15 protein-coding genes are annotated in these 16,331 nt (G+C 75.6%); 10 read left to right on the top strand and 5 right to left on the bottom strand.

Translation table 11 applies throughout. The annotated features are described in order from the left end of the window. The first annotated feature begins 170 nt into the window (after positions 1–170). Complete coding sequence (locus tag V1L54_RS28085; protein WP_330121003.1) at positions 171–965, top strand: tetratricopeptide repeat protein; 795 nt, start codon at positions 171–173, stop codon at positions 963–965. A 70-nt stretch (positions 966–1,035) separates the two neighbouring features. On the opposite strand, the gene V1L54_RS28090 is transcribed toward V1L54_RS28085, so the two are convergent. Beyond that, positions 1,036–2,358: a DUF1015 family protein gene (locus V1L54_RS28090; protein WP_330120972.1), complete on the bottom strand. Its 1,323-nt coding sequence runs from the start codon at positions 2,356–2,358 to the stop codon at positions 1,036–1,038. Positions 2,359–2,435: 77 nt separating this feature from the next. Here V1L54_RS28090 and V1L54_RS28095 point away from each other — a divergent pair, with 77 nt between their 5' ends. After that, positions 2,436–3,524: an HAD hydrolase-like protein gene (locus V1L54_RS28095; RefSeq protein WP_330121004.1), complete on the top strand. Its 1,089-nt coding sequence runs from the start codon at positions 2,436–2,438 to the stop codon at positions 3,522–3,524. A gap of 97 nt (positions 3,525–3,621) precedes the next feature. Here the strand turns inward: V1L54_RS28095 and V1L54_RS28100 are convergent, their stop codons facing one another. Continuing rightward, positions 3,622–4,689: an ABC transporter substrate-binding protein gene (locus V1L54_RS28100; protein ID WP_330120973.1), complete on the bottom strand. Its 1,068-nt coding sequence runs from the start codon at positions 4,687–4,689 to the stop codon at positions 3,622–3,624. Positions 4,690–4,737: 48 nt separating this feature from the next. On the opposite strand from V1L54_RS28100, the gene V1L54_RS28105 reads away from it, so the two are divergent. The 3 genes from V1L54_RS28105 to V1L54_RS28115 all read left to right on the top strand — a co-directional run bounded on the left by V1L54_RS28105 (position 4,738) and on the right by V1L54_RS28115 (position 7,797). Continuing rightward, positions 4,738–5,757 carry a FecCD family ABC transporter permease gene (locus V1L54_RS28105; RefSeq protein WP_330120974.1) on the top strand — a complete coding sequence of 340 codons (1,020 nt, stop codon included), beginning with the start codon at positions 4,738–4,740 and terminating at the stop codon, positions 5,755–5,757. A 71-nt stretch (positions 5,758–5,828) separates the two neighbouring features. Beyond that, positions 5,829–6,851 carry a FecCD family ABC transporter permease gene (locus V1L54_RS28110; RefSeq protein WP_330120975.1) on the top strand — a complete coding sequence of 341 codons (1,023 nt, stop codon included), beginning with the start codon at positions 5,829–5,831 and terminating at the stop codon, positions 6,849–6,851. A 157-nt stretch (positions 6,852–7,008) separates the two neighbouring features. After that, the gene (locus V1L54_RS28115) at positions 7,009–7,797 is read left to right on the top strand and encodes an ABC transporter ATP-binding protein (protein WP_330121005.1); all 789 of its coding nucleotides are present in this window, start codon (positions 7,009–7,011) and stop codon (positions 7,795–7,797) included. Positions 7,798–8,336: 539 nt separating this feature from the next. Here V1L54_RS28115 and V1L54_RS28120 read toward each other — a convergent pair. Together V1L54_RS28120 and V1L54_RS28125 are read right to left on the bottom strand one after the other, a co-directional pair. Further along, entirely contained in the window at positions 8,337–9,092 is a 756-nt protein-coding gene (locus V1L54_RS28120) for a class I SAM-dependent methyltransferase (RefSeq protein WP_330120976.1), read from the bottom strand. 390 nt (positions 9,093–9,482) lie between these two features. Continuing rightward, on the bottom strand, positions 9,483–9,830 hold the full coding sequence (locus V1L54_RS28125) for an SCP2 sterol-binding domain-containing protein (RefSeq protein WP_330120977.1): 348 nt from the start codon (positions 9,828–9,830) through the stop codon (positions 9,483–9,485). Between the two features lie 65 nt (positions 9,831–9,895). Here V1L54_RS28125 and V1L54_RS28130 point away from each other — a divergent pair, with 65 nt between their 5' ends. The 5 genes from V1L54_RS28130 (at position 9,896) to V1L54_RS28150 (ending at position 15,181) form a co-directional block, all read left to right on the top strand. After that, positions 9,896–10,201 carry a hypothetical protein gene (locus V1L54_RS28130; protein WP_330120978.1) on the top strand — a complete coding sequence of 102 codons (306 nt, stop codon included), beginning with the start codon at positions 9,896–9,898 and terminating at the stop codon, positions 10,199–10,201. A gap of 7 nt (positions 10,202–10,208) precedes the next feature. Then, positions 10,209–11,039 (top strand): TlyA family RNA methyltransferase, encoded by an 831-nt coding sequence (locus V1L54_RS28135; protein ID WP_330120979.1) that lies wholly within the window; start codon positions 10,209–10,211, stop codon positions 11,037–11,039. Positions 11,040–11,122: 83 nt separating this feature from the next. After that, a complete protein-coding gene (locus V1L54_RS28140) occupies positions 11,123–11,995 on the top strand; it encodes an NAD kinase (RefSeq protein WP_330121006.1) in 873 nt (290 codons plus the stop codon). Between the two features lie 86 nt (positions 11,996–12,081). Further along, positions 12,082–13,833 (top strand): DNA repair protein RecN, encoded by a 1,752-nt coding sequence (recN, locus tag V1L54_RS28145; protein WP_330120980.1) that lies wholly within the window; start codon positions 12,082–12,084, stop codon positions 13,831–13,833. A 253-nt stretch (positions 13,834–14,086) separates the two neighbouring features. Continuing rightward, positions 14,087–15,181, top strand: coding sequence for a glycosyltransferase (locus V1L54_RS28150; RefSeq protein WP_330120981.1), 1,095 nt, complete (start codon positions 14,087–14,089; stop codon positions 15,179–15,181). Between the two features lie 40 nt (positions 15,182–15,221). Here the strand turns inward: V1L54_RS28150 and V1L54_RS28155 are convergent, their stop codons facing one another. After that, positions 15,222–16,259 carry a LacI family DNA-binding transcriptional regulator gene (locus V1L54_RS28155; RefSeq protein ID WP_330120982.1) on the bottom strand — a complete coding sequence of 346 codons (1,038 nt, stop codon included), beginning with the start codon at positions 16,257–16,259 and terminating at the stop codon, positions 15,222–15,224. Positions 16,260–16,331: the final 72 nt, after the last annotated feature.

The following is a 16,331-nucleotide window of genomic DNA, read 5'->3' on the forward strand; positions in this document are numbered from 1 at the left end:
ACCGTCCCCGTGGCCGTTACGGCGATGAGCCGGGCGGGCGGCGCCCGTACGGCGGACGGGGACGTGACGAACGCGGCGGTTACCGGGAGCGCCGGGACGAGGGACGCGGGGGCTACCGGCGTGACGACCGCCCGCGTGATCGCGGTCAGGACCGTGACGCCCCCAGGCGACTGCCGATTCCCGAGGACGTCACCGGTTATGAGCTGGACAAGGAAGTGCGGCAGGAGCTCATGAGCCTGCCCAAGACGCTCGCCGAGGATGTCGCCAAGAACCTCGTGATGGTGGCGAAGCTTCTGGACGAGGAGCCGGAGAGGGCCTACGGCCACGCGAGGATCGCGCTGCGGCTGGCCTCCCGCGTCGCGGCGGTGCGTGAGGCGGCCGGCTTCGCCGCCTACGGAGTGGGGAAGTACGCCGAGGCGCTGGCCGAGTTCAGGGCGGCCCGGCGGATGACCGGTTCCTCCCACCTGTGGCCCGTGATGGCCGACTGCGAGCGCGGTCTGGGCCGGCCGGAGAAGGCCCTCGCCATGGCGGGCGAGTCCGAGGTGCAGAGGCTCGACAAGGCCGGACAGGTGGAGATGCGGCTGGTGGCAGCGGGCGCGCGGCGTGACATGGGTCAGGCCGAGGCCGCTGTGGTCACGCTCCAGAGTCCCGAGCTGGCGTCGCACTCCGTACAGCCGTGGACGGCACGGCTGCGCTACGCGTACGCCGACGCGCTGCTGGCCGTGGGGCGGGAGGAAGAGGCCCGTGAGTGGTTCGCCAGGGCCATCGAGGCCGACCAGGGCGGGGCGACCGACGCCTCGGACCGGCTGGCCGAGCTGGACGGGGTGGAGTTCGTGGACGCGCTCGACCCGGACGCCGACCAGGAGGACGAGCCGGACCGGGGAAGCGGACCGGAGCCGGTGGGCCTCCGGACAGAAGAGCCGCGGGATGACCGGGATGACGAGGGCGGCGCGAGCGGACGCTGACCGCGCGGAAGAACGACACGCCGAGGGCGGGGCACCGGGACCACAGGGACCGGTGCCCCGCCCTCGGCGGTTATCGCTGTCCGTCGTGTTCGAGGGTGCGCAGCACCAGACCGGTGGCGGGCTTGGGTCCGAAGGAGGTGGACTTGCGGGGCATGGTGACGCCCTGCCGGGCCAGTTCGCGGACCGTGTCCTCGTCGACCGGGCGCATCAGGACCGCGGAGCCCCCCAGGCGCTCCGCCTGCGCCACGGCGTCCGCCGCGTCGTGGAGGTAACCGATCTCACCGGAGTGGTCCGGGATCCGCCAGACGGCGTCCAGCAGGACCGAGTGCAGCACCGTGGCGTCCAGCCTTCGCCAACGCTCCGGGCGGTCGCCGCGGATCGCGCGGGCGAGCAGTGCGGGGTCCGGGTCGTGGAGCAGGTGGAAGGCGCCGCTCCCGGTGAGCAGGAAGGCGTTGCCGGGGGTGTCCGCCAGGACGCGCAGGGCGTGCGGCAGGGGTCCGTCGACGGGGCGGGTGCGGAAGGTGCCGTCCAGCCGCGCGAGGGCCTCGGCGGCCGGCAGCCTGGGGAGCACCCGGTGGATGGCCTGTACCCGCAGTGGATGACGGGCGGTGTCGACCAGCAGCACCAGGCCGCGGTCCCAGAACCCGGCGGGTCCGGTGCCGGCTGTGTGCCCGGCGTGCTGCTCGGCCCGGAGACGCAGATAGGTGGCCCAGCGGTGATGGCCGTCGGCGATGAGGGCCTGGTGCCGGGCGAGGCCGCGGTCGATCTCGGCGAGTTCGCCGGGATCGGTGACCGACCACAGCCGGTGTGCGAAGCCGTCCTCGGTGACCGTGGCGAGCAGCGGGGTACCGGTGACGGTGCGTTCGACGACGGCGGCGGCGCCTCCCGTGTCACCCTCCTCGGTGTCGCCGCGGTACGACAGCAGCAGCGGCTCCAGATTGGCGCCGGTGGCGCGCATCAGGGCCGCGCGTTCCTCGACGATCTCCGGCATCACGTCCTCATGAGGCAGCACGACACCGTCACCGGGCGGGGACAGGCGCAGGGCGCCGATCAGGCCGCGCTGGAGGAGGTCCCCCCGGCGCTGCTCGTAGACGTAGACGGCCGGGCGGGCATCGCGGGCCAGGACGCCGTCGGCCGTCCAGCGGCGCAGGGTGTCCGCGGCCTGCCGGTGGCGGGCGGCGGGGTCGGCGGCCTCCGGCAGGATCAGCCGGACGATGTTGTGGGGGTCGGCGGTCTGGAGGTGGTGCAGTCCGTCGGGGCGGACCACGACGTCGTACGGCGGGGAGGTCACGGCGGCCAGGCTGCCGACCCGGTCGGGGGCGTAGCGCAGGCCGCGGAAGGGGGCGAGGCGGAGGCCGCCCGAGGGGTGTTCGGGGCCCGTGGAACGCAGCATTGGTGCATGTTATGCCGCGCTGCGGGGTGCGGGATGATCGGGGAGTACGGCCCGTGAGCGCGAGGAGCGAGAAGACGATGACCGGTTCCGACCGTCCGACACGTACCAGGCCCGAGAGCTGCGCGGAGCCGCTTGCCGCGGTGTACGACACGGCGCTGCTCGACCTGGACGGTGTGGTCTACGCGGGCGGTGAGGCGGTCCGGTACGCGGTCGAGGCGCTCGCCGCCGCCCGGGAGGCCGGGATGCGGCTGGCGTATGTGACGAACAACGCGGCGCGCACCCCCGCGACCGTCGCCGAGCATCTGACCGAGCTGGGGGTGCCCGCGGAGCCGGCGGAGGTGGTCACCTCGGCGCAGGCGGTGGCGCGGATGATCGCCGAGGAGCTGCCCGCCGGTTCGCGGGTGCTATGCGTGGGCGGCGAGGGTCTGGTGGTGGCGCTGCGCGAGCGCGGGCTGGAGCCGGTGGAGTCGGCGGACGACGCGCCGGTGGCGGTCGTCCAGGGCTACGGCGGTCCGCAGCTGCCGTGGGGACGGCTGGCGGAGGCGGCGATCGCGGTGGGTCGTGGGCTGTCGTGGTTCGCGTCCAACACCGATCTGACGATTCCCAGCGGGCGGGGCATCGCCCCGGGCAACGGGGCGGCCGTGGAGGTGGTGCGGATCGCGACGCGGTGGATGCGTCCGGCGCCGGAGCCGAGGGTGGCGGGCAAGCCGCTGCCGCCGATGCACCGCGAGACGATCCTGCGCACGGGCGCGAAGCGGCCGCTGGTGGTCGGGGACCGGCTGGACACCGACATCGAGGGTGCCCACGCGGGCGGGGTGGACTCGCTGCTGGTGCTGACCGGGGTGACGGACGCGGCGCAGCTGCTGGCCGCGCCGCCCGCGCACCGGCCGACGTATGTGGCGGCCGACCTGCGGGATCTGCACCGGGCACAGCCGGCGGTGGCGGTGACGAGGCCGGGTGACGGCGGCCGGGACGGTTTCGAGTGCGGCGGCTGGACCGCCTCGGTGACGGGCGGCGAGCTGCGGCTGACGGGCGGGGGCGGTGACTCGCCGGATCCGCTGGACGGGCTGCGGGCGCTGTGCGCCGCCGCCTGGACGGACGCGGGGGAGGGCGTCTTCGACCGGCCGGGGGCCGAGAGGGAGCTGGCCGTCCTCGGTCTGCTGTGAGCCGGGGGCGACGTGAGGCGGGCGGGATGCCGTCGGGCCGGTGCGGGTGCCGGTCGGCCGCGGCGGAGATCCGCCTCGGCCGACCGGCACCCGCCGCTCAGACGGTCTTCCTGGCGCCTTCCAGCGCCTCGGCCAGGGCGTCGACGAGGGGCGCGCACCCGGCGTGGGAGAAGCGGGGCTCGCTGGCCCAGGGCACGACCTGGCCTGCCTTGACGGCGGGCAGCCGGGCCCAGGTGGGCTTGCCGGTGAGGTCCTTGGGCTGGAGCGCGGAGGTGCGGTTGTCCAGCAGGACGAGGTCGGCCCGGTACTTGTCGGCGTTCTCCCAGCTGAGGTTCTCGAAGAAGCCGCCCTCGGTCTTGCCGGGGGTGATCAGCTCGACGCCGAGCTCCTTGAAGTACGTCAGGTCGGCGTAGGCGGCCGGGTCGGAGACGTAGAGCAGGTCCGCGGAGGCGGAGGCGGCCAGGACCTTCAGACCGCGCTTGGCCTTGGCGGCCCGGCGCAGCCGCTCGGAGGCGTCCTCGAAGCTCTTCTTCGCGTCGGTGACCTTCTTCGCCTTCAGATCGGCGCCCAGGGAGGACGCCAGGGCGGTGTAGCGGCCGAGGACGTCGTTCAGGGAGGTGCGGGCCACCATGATGCCGACGCTGGGGGCGAGGGAGAGGATCTTGTCCTTGCTCTCGTCGGGGACGTACCACAGGGCGTCCTGCTCGTACATGTTGGTGACCAGCAGCTCGGGGCCGAGCGCGGCGTACTTCTCGACGTTGAACTCCCCCCAGACGTTGCCGAGGACGGTCACCTTGTCGACGTCGAGCTCGCCGGCCTGCGGGTCGGGCTCGCCGTTCTCCAGCCTGGTGGGGCCGAAGACGCCCGAGCACTCGACGCCGTAGTCGTACAGGGCGGCGGCGGTGCCGGTGAAGGCGACGATCTTCTTCGGGACGCTGTCGGCCTTGACGGTCTCCCCCCGGTCGTCCTCGAACGACCAGGAGCCGGAGCCCTGCCTCGAGGCGCCGCCTTCCGGGGAGCCGGACGAGCCGCCCTCGTCGCCGCAGGCGGTGAGGAAGGCGCCCAGACCGAGGGCGCCGCCCGCGGCGAGGAGGCCGCGGCGGGACAACCGGCGGGACGGACGGGCGGCGGGGACGGCGGAGGACAGGGGACCGGGGTCGTTCATGGTGATCTCCGTGCTGGCTGGAATTGAGGTTAGGCTAACCTAACGCTCGTGTTGAACGACAGTGCCCCCCGACAACGGCGGAACGCGGTCCGCACGGCCGGGCTGCTGGCCGCCTGCGGCGTGCTGCTGCTGGTGACGGCCGCGAGCATCGCGGTCGGGGCCAAACAGATCCCCCTGGAACAGGTCTGGCACGGGCTGTTCCACTACACCGGCAGCGACACCGACGTGGTCGTCCGGGACCTGCGGCTGCCGCGCACCCTGCTCGGGCTGCTCGTCGGCGCCGGGCTCGGGCTGGCGGGCGCCGTGATGCAGGCGCTCACCCGCAATCCGCTCGCGGACCCCGGGCTGCTCGGCGTCAACGCCGGGGCCTCCGCCGCCGTCGTCACCGCCATCGGCTTCCTGGGGATCACCTCGCTCACCGGCTATGTGTGGTTCGCCTTCGCGGGGGCCGCCGCCGTCTCGGCGCTGGTGTACGCGCTCGGCGGCAGCCGCAGCGCCACCCCGGTGCGGCTGGTGCTCGCCGGTACGGCCGTGTCCGCCGCGCTGTACGGCTATGTGCAGGCGATCGAGCTGCTGGACACCGCGGCGCTGGACCGGATGCGCTTCTGGACGGTCGGTTCGCTGGCGGCCGCCGACGGCTCGGTGGTCCGGCAGGTGCTGCCGTTCATCGGTACCGGGATCCTGCTGGCGCTGCTGCTGGCCCGGCCGCTCAACGCCGTGGCCCTCGGCGACGACACCGCCCGGGCGCTCGGCGCCGACCTCGGCCGCACCCGGGTGGGCGCGATGGTCGCCATCACCCTGCTGTGCGGCGCCGCGACCGCGGCCTGCGGGCCGATCGTGTTCGTCGGGCTGCTGGTGCCGCATCTGGTGCGTGCCCTCACCGGTCCCGATCTGCGCTGGCTGCTGCCGTACGCCACGGTGCTCTCGCCGGTGCTGCTGCTGGGCTCCGACGTCCTCGGCCGGGTGGTGGCCCGGCCGTCCGAACTGCAGGTGGGGATCGTGACCGTGCTCGTGGGCGGTCCGGTCTTCCTCCACCTGGTACGCCGTCGAAGGGTGGCCCAGCCGTGACGCCCGTGACGAGTCCCGAGCGGCCGGCGCGCCGGCCGCGTCCGCAGCACCCGCCGCGCCCGGAGGGGATCGTGCTGCGCACCCGCGGCGGTCTGTCGGTGCGGATCCTCCCGCGCGCCGTGCTGGTCGGCCTGCTGCTGGCCCTGGCCGCCCTGGCGATGGGCGTGGTGCTCATCGGCACCGGCGACTTCACGATCCCGCCCGGCGAGGTGCTGCGCGTCCTGGCCGGACGGGGCGCTGCCGCCCACACCTTCATCGTCAACGAGCTGCGGCTGCCGCGGGTGCTGGTCGCGCTGTGCGTCGGAGTGGGGCTGGGCCTGGCGGGTGCGGTCTTCCAGTCCGTCTCCCGCAACCCGCTGGGCAGCCCGGACATCCTCGGCTTCGGCCAGGGCTCGGCGGCCGGCGCGCTCACCGTCATCGTGCTGTTCGACGGCGGCACCCACGCGGTGGCGGGCGGCGCGATCGCCGGCGGGCTGGCCACCGGGGCGGCCGTCTACCTGCTGGCCTGGCGGCGCGGCAGCCACGGCTACCGCCTGGTCCTGGTCGGCATCGGCGCCGCCGCGATGCTCAGCGCCGCCAACGGCTACCTGCTCACCCGGGCCGACATCGTCGACGCCACCCGCGCCACCCTGTGGATCACCGGCTCCCTGGAGGGACGCGGCTGGGCGCAGGCCTGGCCGCTGCTGGGGGTCTGCGCGGTGCTGGTGCCGGCCGTGCTCGTCATGGGACGCCCGCTGCGGACACTGGAGACGGGTGACGACAGCGCGTGCGCGCTGGGGGTGCGGGTGGAGCGGACCCGGCTGCTGGCGGTTCTCACCGCCGTCCTGCTGACCGCCGCCGCCACCGCCGCGGCCGGGCCGATCGCCTTCGTCGCCCTCACCGCGCCCCAGCTCGCCCGCCGCCTGACCCGGGCGTCCGGCCCGAACCTGCTGCCCTCGGCGTGCATGGGCGCTCTGCTGCTGGTCACCGCCGACTGGGCGGCGCAGAACGCCTTCGGCGCCGACCGGCTGCCGGTCGGAGTGCTCACGGCGGTGCTCGGCGGCGGCTATCTGCTGTGGCTGCTGGTCGCCGAGCGCCGGGCGGGCCGGCTGTGACGCGCCCGGCCGGCGGAGGACCGTCCAGGAGGGAACCGGAGGAGAGAACGTGTTCACGAAGCAGGCCGACCAGGCAGCCCGCCGGGCAACCGCCCGGTATTCCGCCGGGGCCGCCGACGGACCACGCGGCGAGGATGCCGCGCGGCCCGCGTCCCGGCTGGCCGCCGAGGACGTCACCCTCGCCTACGACCAGCGGGTCATCGCCGAGCGGTTGTCGGTGCGGATCCCCGACCGGTCCTTCACCGTGGTCGTCGGACCGAACGCCTGCGGCAAGTCCACCCTGCTGCGGGCGCTGGCCCGGATGCTGAAACCGGCCGCCGGGGCGGTGCTGCTGGACGGCCGGAGCATCGGGACGCTGCCCGCCAAGCAGGCGGCCCGCACCCTCGGGCTGCTGCCGCAGTCCTCCATCGCCCCCGACGGCATCACCGTCGCCGAACTGGTGGCCCGCGGCCGCTACCCGCACCAGGGGCTGCTGCGGCAGTGGTCGGAGAAGGACGAGCGGATCGTGGCCGAATCGATGGCCGCCACCGGCGTCGACACCCTGGCCGAGCGGTACGTGGACGAGCTGTCGGGCGGACAGCGGCAGCGGGTGTGGATCGCCATGGCCATCGCCCAGCAGACCCCGCTGCTGCTGCTGGACGAGCCGACGACGTACCTCGACATCCAGCACCAGATCGACGTCCTGGACCTGTGCGCGCGGCTGCACGAGGAGGAGGGCCGCACCCTGGTGGCCGTCCTGCACGACCTCAACCACGCGGCCCGCTACGCCACCCATCTGATCGCGATGCGCGACGGCGAGGTGGTCGCCGAGGGCCCGCCGGGCGAGGTCGTCACGGCCGGGCTGGTGGAGCGGGTCTTCGGGCTGCGCTGCCAGGTCATCGACGATCCCGAGACCGGTACGCCGCTGGTGGTCCCCGCGGCGCGGCGCCCGCGCCCGGCCCGGTAGAGGGTGAGGCGGACCGCTGCCGGGACCACCCCGGTGCCGCCCGCGGCCGCCGCACGAGCTCCGCGGCGGCCGCCTCCCCGCCCCGGGGAGCCGTCGGCCATTCGCCGACCCGTGTCCACCGGTACTCGCGGGGGTGCCCGGGTACCGCGGCAGCAGGTGGACGTGCAGGTGGGGACGCCGTCACCGATCACGGCCGCGTAGACGTGCTCGGCACCCGCCGCCTCGCGCAGCGCCCGCGCGGCCCGGGAGCTCCAGCGGCCCACTCCTGCGGTCTCCTCCGCCGTGAGGCCGCCGAGGCCGGGAGCGTGCCGGCGCGGTTCCACCGGCAGATGGCCGAGGTGGACGGTGCCCGGCTGCCCCGGTGCGCGCGGGGACGGATGCGACACGACCACGAGGCCGTCGGCGTACACCGGCCCGCCGGGCGGCGGCGAGGCGTCGCGGTGCTTGGCACAGACGAAGCAGTCCGTCGTCGGTGAGGTCTCGTCCGTCATGGAAGCGGTCGTCGCCGGAGGCGGGGCGCCACCGCCACGTCCGAACCCTCAGCGGACGGCGACGCTCGCGGAGGCGAGGTAGACCTCCTCGACCGTCCCGCCGGGGAAGAGCGCGCCCAGCCGCTCGCGCTCCCGGGCGAGGAAGGCTCCGGTGCGCTCCGGGCCGAGGACGAGGAAGTCGGAGAAGGTGGCCAGATTGGCCAGATGCGTCTCCAACGGCACCCGCCGGGACCACGGAACCCGCCGGGTGGTGAAGCCCGGCCGTCCGGCGGGCAGAGAACGGGCGGTGGCCGCCTCGGCGGTCTCCTCCGCGGCGGTCCCGGCGCCGAAGAAGCGGCGCAGCCGGGCGGTCTGCTCGGCGATCCAGGGGACGGATTCGTCGGAGTCGTTGCGCACGACGGCCAGGGCGCCGCCGGGACGCAGGACGCGGAACGCCTCGGGGAGCGACCGGTCCGGGTCCGTCCAGTGCCAGGACTGGGCGTAGGCGACCAGGCCGAGGGAGCCGGCGGCCAGCGGAAGGCGATTGCCGTCGCCGCGTACGACCGGGACACCGGGCAGGAAACGGCGGAACTCGGCGGTCATGCCGTCACCGGGCTCCACGGCGACCACCCGGGCGCCCCGGTCATGGAGCAGGACGGTGAGGATCCCGGTGCCGGCGCCGATGTCGGCGGCCCGGGCGCCGGCCAGGGGGCGGCCCGCGAGCTCCTCGACGGCGTCGAGCAGGGCGGGCGGGTAGGAGGGGCGGTTCGCGGCGTAGGAAGCGGCGGCGGCGTCGAAGGACCGGGCGTGCGGGGTGGTCGTCATGCGGTCGTCGTCGTCCTTCCGGCGCGTCGCTCACACGGTTCTTTCCGCCGGGCCACCGCACCCGTCCGGCGCCGACCCGCCCCGTACCCGGGACGGCTCCGGCCGCTCCGCCGGGACGGGAAGGCGGTGCAGACGCGGCACCCCGGTGGGGGAGACCGCCGGCCCGGTGCGGGACGCGGTGAGGAAGACGACGGCCGTCCGGCAGTACGGGCGGTCGTCCAGGACGCATCCCTCGAAGGTGACCGCCTCCCCGGCCGCGAAGGCCCGGGCCTGCCTCCTGGAACTGCGGGAGCCACCGGGGACGAACAGGTCCGCCAGGACGCCGGCCAGTCCTCCAGTGCCCCGCTCAGCACCTTGCCGCCCTCGTACCCACCGCTCCGGGCCCGGCGCTCACAGCAGCGAGCGCAGCCGCAGCAGGTCCCGCAGGCCCGCCTCCAGCTTGACCCGGCCCCGCGCCCAGGCCCGGGCGAAGTTCAGCCTGCCCTCCACCAGGGAGACCAGGTCGTCGCTGGTCATGGCCAGCCTGATCTGGGCGCGCCCGGCGGGCGGCCCGGCCGAGGCGGTCACGTCCTCGATGCGGCCGTGGACGAGCCGGCCGGTGAGGGTGGTGTCCAGATCGGTGAGATGGCAGCTGACCGAACGCTCCAGGGCGGTGGCGCCGCGGACGTCGTCGTCGGCCTCCGCCAGGTTCTCCGCCAGCCGGTCCAACGCCGCGCGGCACTGCTCCAGGGTCGCCATTTCCCCGACCGTACCGCAGGGGAGCGCTCGCCGCGGGGGGTGCCGGGCGCGATAGCGTCGGGGCCATGGAAGAACCGATGTCCGGCACGGAGCCGGAGACACCGGAGGCGGGCACGGAACCGGACGCGGGACCGGAGCCGGACGGCGGGCCCAGGCCCCTGGGGGTCGGGGTGACCCCCACCGGGCACGCGGCGGTGGACGCCGGGCTGCGCCGCCTGGCGGACGCCGACCGCCTCGCCGTCTTCGAGCACCTGGGGGTGTACGAGGACGTGCACCGCGGGCTGCGCGACACGCTGACCGCGCTCGACCAGCGCCCCGGGCCGCCCGCGCCCGGTGCACCGCACACCCCGCCGCACGACCCCGGGAGCTGAACCGCAGGTGGCAGCGTCACGAAACCAGCGCGGCCGTCTCGGTCGGCTCGACGCCGAGCTGGTGCGCCGCAGACTGGCCCGCTCGCGCGAGCACGCCAGTACGCTCATCGCCGCCGGCCGGGTCACCGTCGGCGGCACCGTCGCCACCAAGCCCGCCACCCAGGTGGCGGCCGGCGCGGCGATCGTGGTGGCCGAGGACGCCGGTGACCCCGGTTACGTCTCGCGCGGCGGGCACAAGCTGGCCGGCGCCCTGGCGGCGTTCACCCCGAAGGGACTGGCGGTGGCCGGGCGGCGGGCCCTGGACGCCGGTGCCTCCACCGGCGGCTTCACCGACGTCCTGTTGCGCGCCGGTGCCGCGCGGGTGATCGCCGTGGACGTCGGCTACGGGCAGCTCGCCTGGTCGCTGCGCAACGACGAGCGGGTCGTGGTGAGGGACCGCACCAACGTCCGGGAGCTGACCCCGGAGCTGATCGGCGGCGAGCCGGTGGACCTCGTCGTCGGGGACCTGTCCTTCATCCCGCTCGGCCTGGTGCTGCCCGCCCTGGCACGCTGCGCCGCCCCGGAGGCCGATCTGGTGCTGATGGTCAAGCCGCAGTTCGAGGTCGGCCGGGAGCGGCTGGGCAGCGGGGGAGTGGTCCGCAGTCCGGCACTGCGCGCCGAGGCGGTCCGTACCGTGGCCGGGCAGGCCGCCGGGCTGGGTTTTGGCGTACTCGGAGTGATCGCGAGCCCGCTTCCGGGACCCTCCGGTAACGTCGAGTACTTCCTGTGGCTGCGTGCCGGGGCGCCCGAACTGGACCCGGCCGACGTCGACCGAGCCGTGGCGGAGGGCCCCCAGTGACCACGCGGAACGCCGAACACCCCGAGTACCTCGAATACGCCGGGCACGCCCCGGACGCCTCCGGCGGCGGACGGACCGTCTTCCTGCTCACCCACACCGGCCGTCCGGCCGCGCTCCGCAGCGCCGAGCTCGTCGTCCAGGGACTGCTGCGCAACGGCATCGGGGTGCGCGTCCTGGCCGAGGAGGCCGCCGACCTGACCCTGCCGCCGTCGGTGCGCACCGTCGAGGCCGGGGAGTGCGCCGTCGACGGCTGCGAGCTGCTGGTCGTCCTGGGCGGGGACGGGACGCTGCTGCGCGGCGCGGAGTTCGCCCGCGCGTCGGGGGTGCCGCTGCTGGGCGTCAACCTCGGCCGGGTCGGCTTCCTCGCCGAGGCCGAGCGCGACGACCTGGACAAGGTCGTGCGCCGGGTCGTCGACCGCTCCTACGAGGTCGAGGAGCGGATGACCATCGACGTGCTCGTCCGTACCGACGGCCGGATCGTGCACCGCGACTGGGCGCTGAACGAGGCGGCGGTGGAGAAGGCGGCCCGGGAGCGCATGCTGGAGGTCGTCATGGAGATCGACGGCCGCCCGGTCTCCCGGTTCGGTTGCGACGGAGTGGTGTGCGCCACACCCACCGGTTCCACCGCCTACGCCTTCTCCGCCGGCGGTCCCGTGGTCTGGCCCGAGGTCGAGGCACTGCTGATGGTGCCCATCAGCGCCCATGCGCTGTTCACCAAGCCCCTGATCACCACGCCCGAGGCGGTGCTCGCCGTCGAGGTGCAGCCGCAGACCCCGAACGGGGTGCTGTGGTGCGACGGGCGGCGCACCGTGGAGCTTCCGGCGGGCGCCCGGGTGGAGGTACGGCGCGGCGCGGTGCCGGTGCGGCTGGCGCGGCTGCACCACGCCTCCTTCGCCGACCGGCTGGTGGCCAAGTTCGCGCTCCCGGTGGCCGGGTGGCGCGGGGCGCCGCACTGAGGACCGGCCGTGCCGGAACGCCCGGCCGCCCGCGGGGAAGCACACCGGTGGCGACCGCGGGTGGGGATCCGGCCGGGGAACCTCGTATGGTCGTATCCGTGTTGGAGGAAATGCGGATTCGGGCCCTGGGCGTGATCGATGACGCCGTCGTCGAGCTGTCCCCCGGCTTCACCGCGGTGACCGGCGAGACCGGCGCGGGCAAGACCATGGTCGTCACCAGTCTGGGGCTGCTGCTCGGCGGCCGCGCCGACGCGGCGCTGGTGCGCGCGGGCGCGCGGGCCGCCGTGGTGGAGGGCCGGATCGCGCTGCCGCCAGGCGCCTCCGCCGCGCACCGGGCACAGGAGGCGGGCGCGGAACTGGACGACGGCGAGCTGCTGGTCAGCCGGACCGTCTCGGCGGAGGGCCGGTCGCGTGCCCATGTCGGCGGCCGTACGGTGCCCGTCGGGCTGCTGGCGGAGCTCGGCGAGGACCTGATAGCGGTGCACGGGCAGAGCGACCAGCAGGGGCTGCTGCGCCCGGCCCGGCAGCGCGGGGCGCTGGACCGGTACGCGGGTGAGGCGGTCTCGGAGCCGCTGGCCGGGTACACCGAGGCGTACCGGCGGCTGCGGGCGGTCTCGGCCGAGCTGGCCGAACTGACCGAGCAGGCCCGCGAGCGCGCCCAGGAGGCCGATCTGCTGCGCTTCGGTCTGGAGGAGATCGCCGCCGCCGGGCCGCGGCCAGGCGAGGACGCCGAACTGGCCGCCGAGGCCGAACGGCTGGGCCACGCCGAGGCCCTGGCCTCGGCCGCCGCCACCGCCCACGGGGCGCTGATCGGGGACCCGGCCGATCCCGAGTCGGTGGACGCCACCGCCCTGGTCGCCGGCGCCCAGCGGGCGCTGGAGGCCGTACGGGCGCACGACCCGGCGCTGGCGGTACTGGCCGACCGGCTGGGCGAGGTGGGCATCCTGCTGGCGGACGTGGCCGGCGAGCTGGCGGGCTACGCCGACGACCTGGACGCCGACCCGCTGCGGCTGGCCGCGGTGGAGGAGCGGCGGGCCGTGCTCGCCCATCTCACCCGCAAGTACGGCGAGGACACCGCCGCCGTGCTGGCCTGGGCGGAGGAGAGCGCCGCCCGGCTCGCCGAACTCGAGGGCGACGACGACCGGATCGGCGGGCTGACCGCCGAACGCGACGCCCTCCGTGCCGAACTGGCCGCCCTCGCCCAGCGGCTGACGGACGCCCGGCGGGAGGCGGCCAAGCGGTTCGCCGACGCGGTCACCGCGGAACTGGCCGAACTGGCCATGCCGCACGCCCGTATCACCGTCGAGGTGCGGCAGCAGGAGAGCGCCGACCCGGAGTCGGGCGTCGAGGTGGACGGACGGCCCGTCACCTTCGGCCCGCACGGCGCGGACGAGGTCGAGCTGCTGCTCGCCCCGCACCCCGGTGCGCCGCCGCGCCCGATCGCCAAGGGAGCCTCCGGCGGTGAGCTGTCCCGGGTGATGCTCGCCATCGAGGTCGTCTTCGCGGGCGCCGCCCCGGTGCCGACCTACCTCTTCGACGAGGTGGACGCCGGCATCGGCGGGAAGGCGGCGGTGGAGGTGGGCCGGCGGCTGGCCCGGCTGGCGAGGTCCGCGCAGGTCGTGGTGGTCACCCATCTGCCGCAGGTGGCGGCGTTCGCCGACCGGCACCTGCTGGTGGAGAAGACCTCCGACGGCTCGGTGACGCGCAGCGGGGTGAAGACCCTCGAAGGCGAGGAGCGGGTGCGCGAGCTGTCCCGGATGCTGGCCGGGCAGGAGGACTCCAGGCTCGCCCGCGCCCATGCCGAGGAGTTGCTGGAGGCGGCCCGCACCAGCATCTGACCCGGTGCCCGTACCGGCCGTGCCGCCCCGCGGCGGTACGGCCGGCCTTCTTTTGTCATCACCTGATCGCTCTGCGTGCGGCGGGGGTGAAAGCTGGCATCCTGGAGGCGGCACACCGTCCGGGTGCCGGGTGCCGCGGTACGCCGCCGTACGCCGGGGCGCGCCCGCGGCCCCGCCCGGACGGTCGCCCGGTTCCCCGCCGGGGAGCCGACAGAGCCGTCAGAACCAGGAGTTCCGAGCCCGTGGTCCCCTCGTGAGCAGCACATCGGCCGTTCCGTACGGCCGGGCGCCGGTGCATGTCGTGCAGGTGCTCGGCGGCGGTGCCCGGGCCCGTGCGCAGGTGCGGGCACTGGCCGCCGGACTCGTGGCACGCGGGCTGCGGGTGACGGTCTGCGCGCCGGGTGGTGCCGGGCCGGACGGTCCCGGCGGCGGTTCCACCGGTGCCCCCGCCGTCCCGCTGCCCCGCCGTACGGACGCCGCGGCGGCCGCGGTGCTGCGCGCGGTGTGCGCGGACGCCGACGTGGTGCACGCCCACGGGCTGCGGGCCGGTGCGCTGGCCGCACTGGCGCTGTGCGGGCGCCGCCACCCGCCCCTGGTGGTCACCTGGCACGGCCGTACCCGGGCCGCGGGGCTGCGGGCCCGGCTGCTGCCGCTGCTGGAGCGGCGGGTGGTGCGGGCCGCGCGGGTGGTGCTCGGCACGGCACCGGAACTGGTGGAGCGGGCCCGCCGCCACGGCGCCCGCGACGTCCGGCTCGCGCCCGCCGTCCCGCCTCCGGCGCCCGGTGCCGCGGACGGGGCGGACGGGGCGCGGGAGAAGACCCGCGCCGAACTCGGCGTCACCGGGCGCCCGCTGGTCCTCGCGCTCGGCGGGCTCACTCCCCACCGGGGGCTCACCGCCCTGCTGACCGCCTCCCGCGCCTGGGGGTGCCTCGACCCCGTTCCGCTGCTGGCCGTCGTCGGGGAGGGGTCGGGACGAGGCGCGCTCCAGCGCCGTGTCGACGCCGAGGGCCTGCCGGTACGGCTGCTGGGGCGGCGGGAGGACGTCCCGGAGCTGCTCGCCGCGGCCGATGTCGTGGTGCTGCCCGGGCACCGGGCGGAGCGGTCGCCGGAGGCCGTGGAGGCGCTGCGGGCACAGGCGCCGCTGGTGGTGGCCGGACCGCCCGGTGCCGCCGGCGGCGGCGCACTGCCGGTGCCCTACGGCGACGCGGACGCGCTGGCGGCGGTGGTGACGGGACTGCTGGCCGGTCCCGGCCGCCGGCGCACGCCGTTCGGCGGGGAGGCGTCCGGTGCCGGGGACGACGCGGTGGCCAGGGTGCTGAACGTGTACGACGAGCTGACCCGGGTGTGAAACCGCCTCCGGGACCCGTCCCGCCGGTGGGCGCCGGCCGTCAGCTGGAGTCGCGGACGACCAGCCTGGCGGGGGTGACGACCGGGGCCAGGGGCCCGGCGGGCGGGACGCCGTCCGCGGCCAGCCCCAGCCGCCGCAGCAGCAGGCCGGCCATCATCCGCCCCATCTCCTGGACGTCCTGGCGGACGGTGGTCAGCGCCGGATCGGCCCAGGCCGCCTCCAGGTCGTCGTAGCCGACCACCGCGACGTCCTCGGGCACCCGCCGGCCCCGGGCGCGCAGTGTCCGCAGCGCTCCGGAGGCCATCAGGTCGTTGCAGGCGAACACCGCGTCCAGGTCGGGGCGGCGGTCCAGCAGTTCGGCCATGGCGTGCTCGCCGCCCTCGGCCGTGAAGTGGCCGTGGGCGACCAGCGCCGGATCGGTCCCGGCCGCCCCGAGGGCGTCGTGGTAGCCGTCGAGCCGGTCCTGGGCGGAGGTCTGGTCCAGCGGGCCGGTGATCACGGCGATCCGCCGCCGTCCCCGCTCCAGCAGGTGTGCCACCGCCTGCCGGGCGCCGCCGCGGTTGTCGGTGTCCACGTAGAGCAGATCCGGGTCGTCCTCGGCGCCGGGCCAGCCCGGCCGTCCGCCGAAGACCGTGGGCAGGCCGGTGGCGCCGGCCATCGACGGCAGCGGGTCGTCGCGGTGCAGCGAGAACATCAGCGCGCCGTCCACGTGTCCGCCCGCCAGATAGCGTCCGATGCGGTCGTGGTTGGTGCGCCCCTCCAGCAGGAGCAGGACGAGCTGCAGGTCGCACGCGGACAGTTCCCGGCTGATGCCGCGCAGCTGCTGGGCGAAGAAGGGGTCGGAGAACACCCTGGTCTCCGGCTCGGCGATCACCACGGCCACGGCGCCTGTACGGCGGGTGACCAGGCTGCGGGCCGCGCGGTTGGGGACGTAGCCGAGCGCGGCCACCGACGCCTGGACCCGCTCGCGGAGCGCCTTGCGTACGCCCTCGCCCCCGTTGACCACCCGCGACACGGTGGCGCGGGAGACACCGGCGTGGGCGGCGACCGCTTCGAGGGTGGGCCGGGAACCGTGCACGGGGACACTCCTTAACTCTTCTGGGAGTCACGACGCTACCGCCAACGGCCGACAGCGTGCAGAACACCCGCT

The sequence above is a fragment of the Streptomyces rubellus genome (genome assembly GCF_036323805.1).
GTDB lineage: Bacteria > Actinomycetota > Actinomycetes > Streptomycetales > Streptomycetaceae > Streptomyces.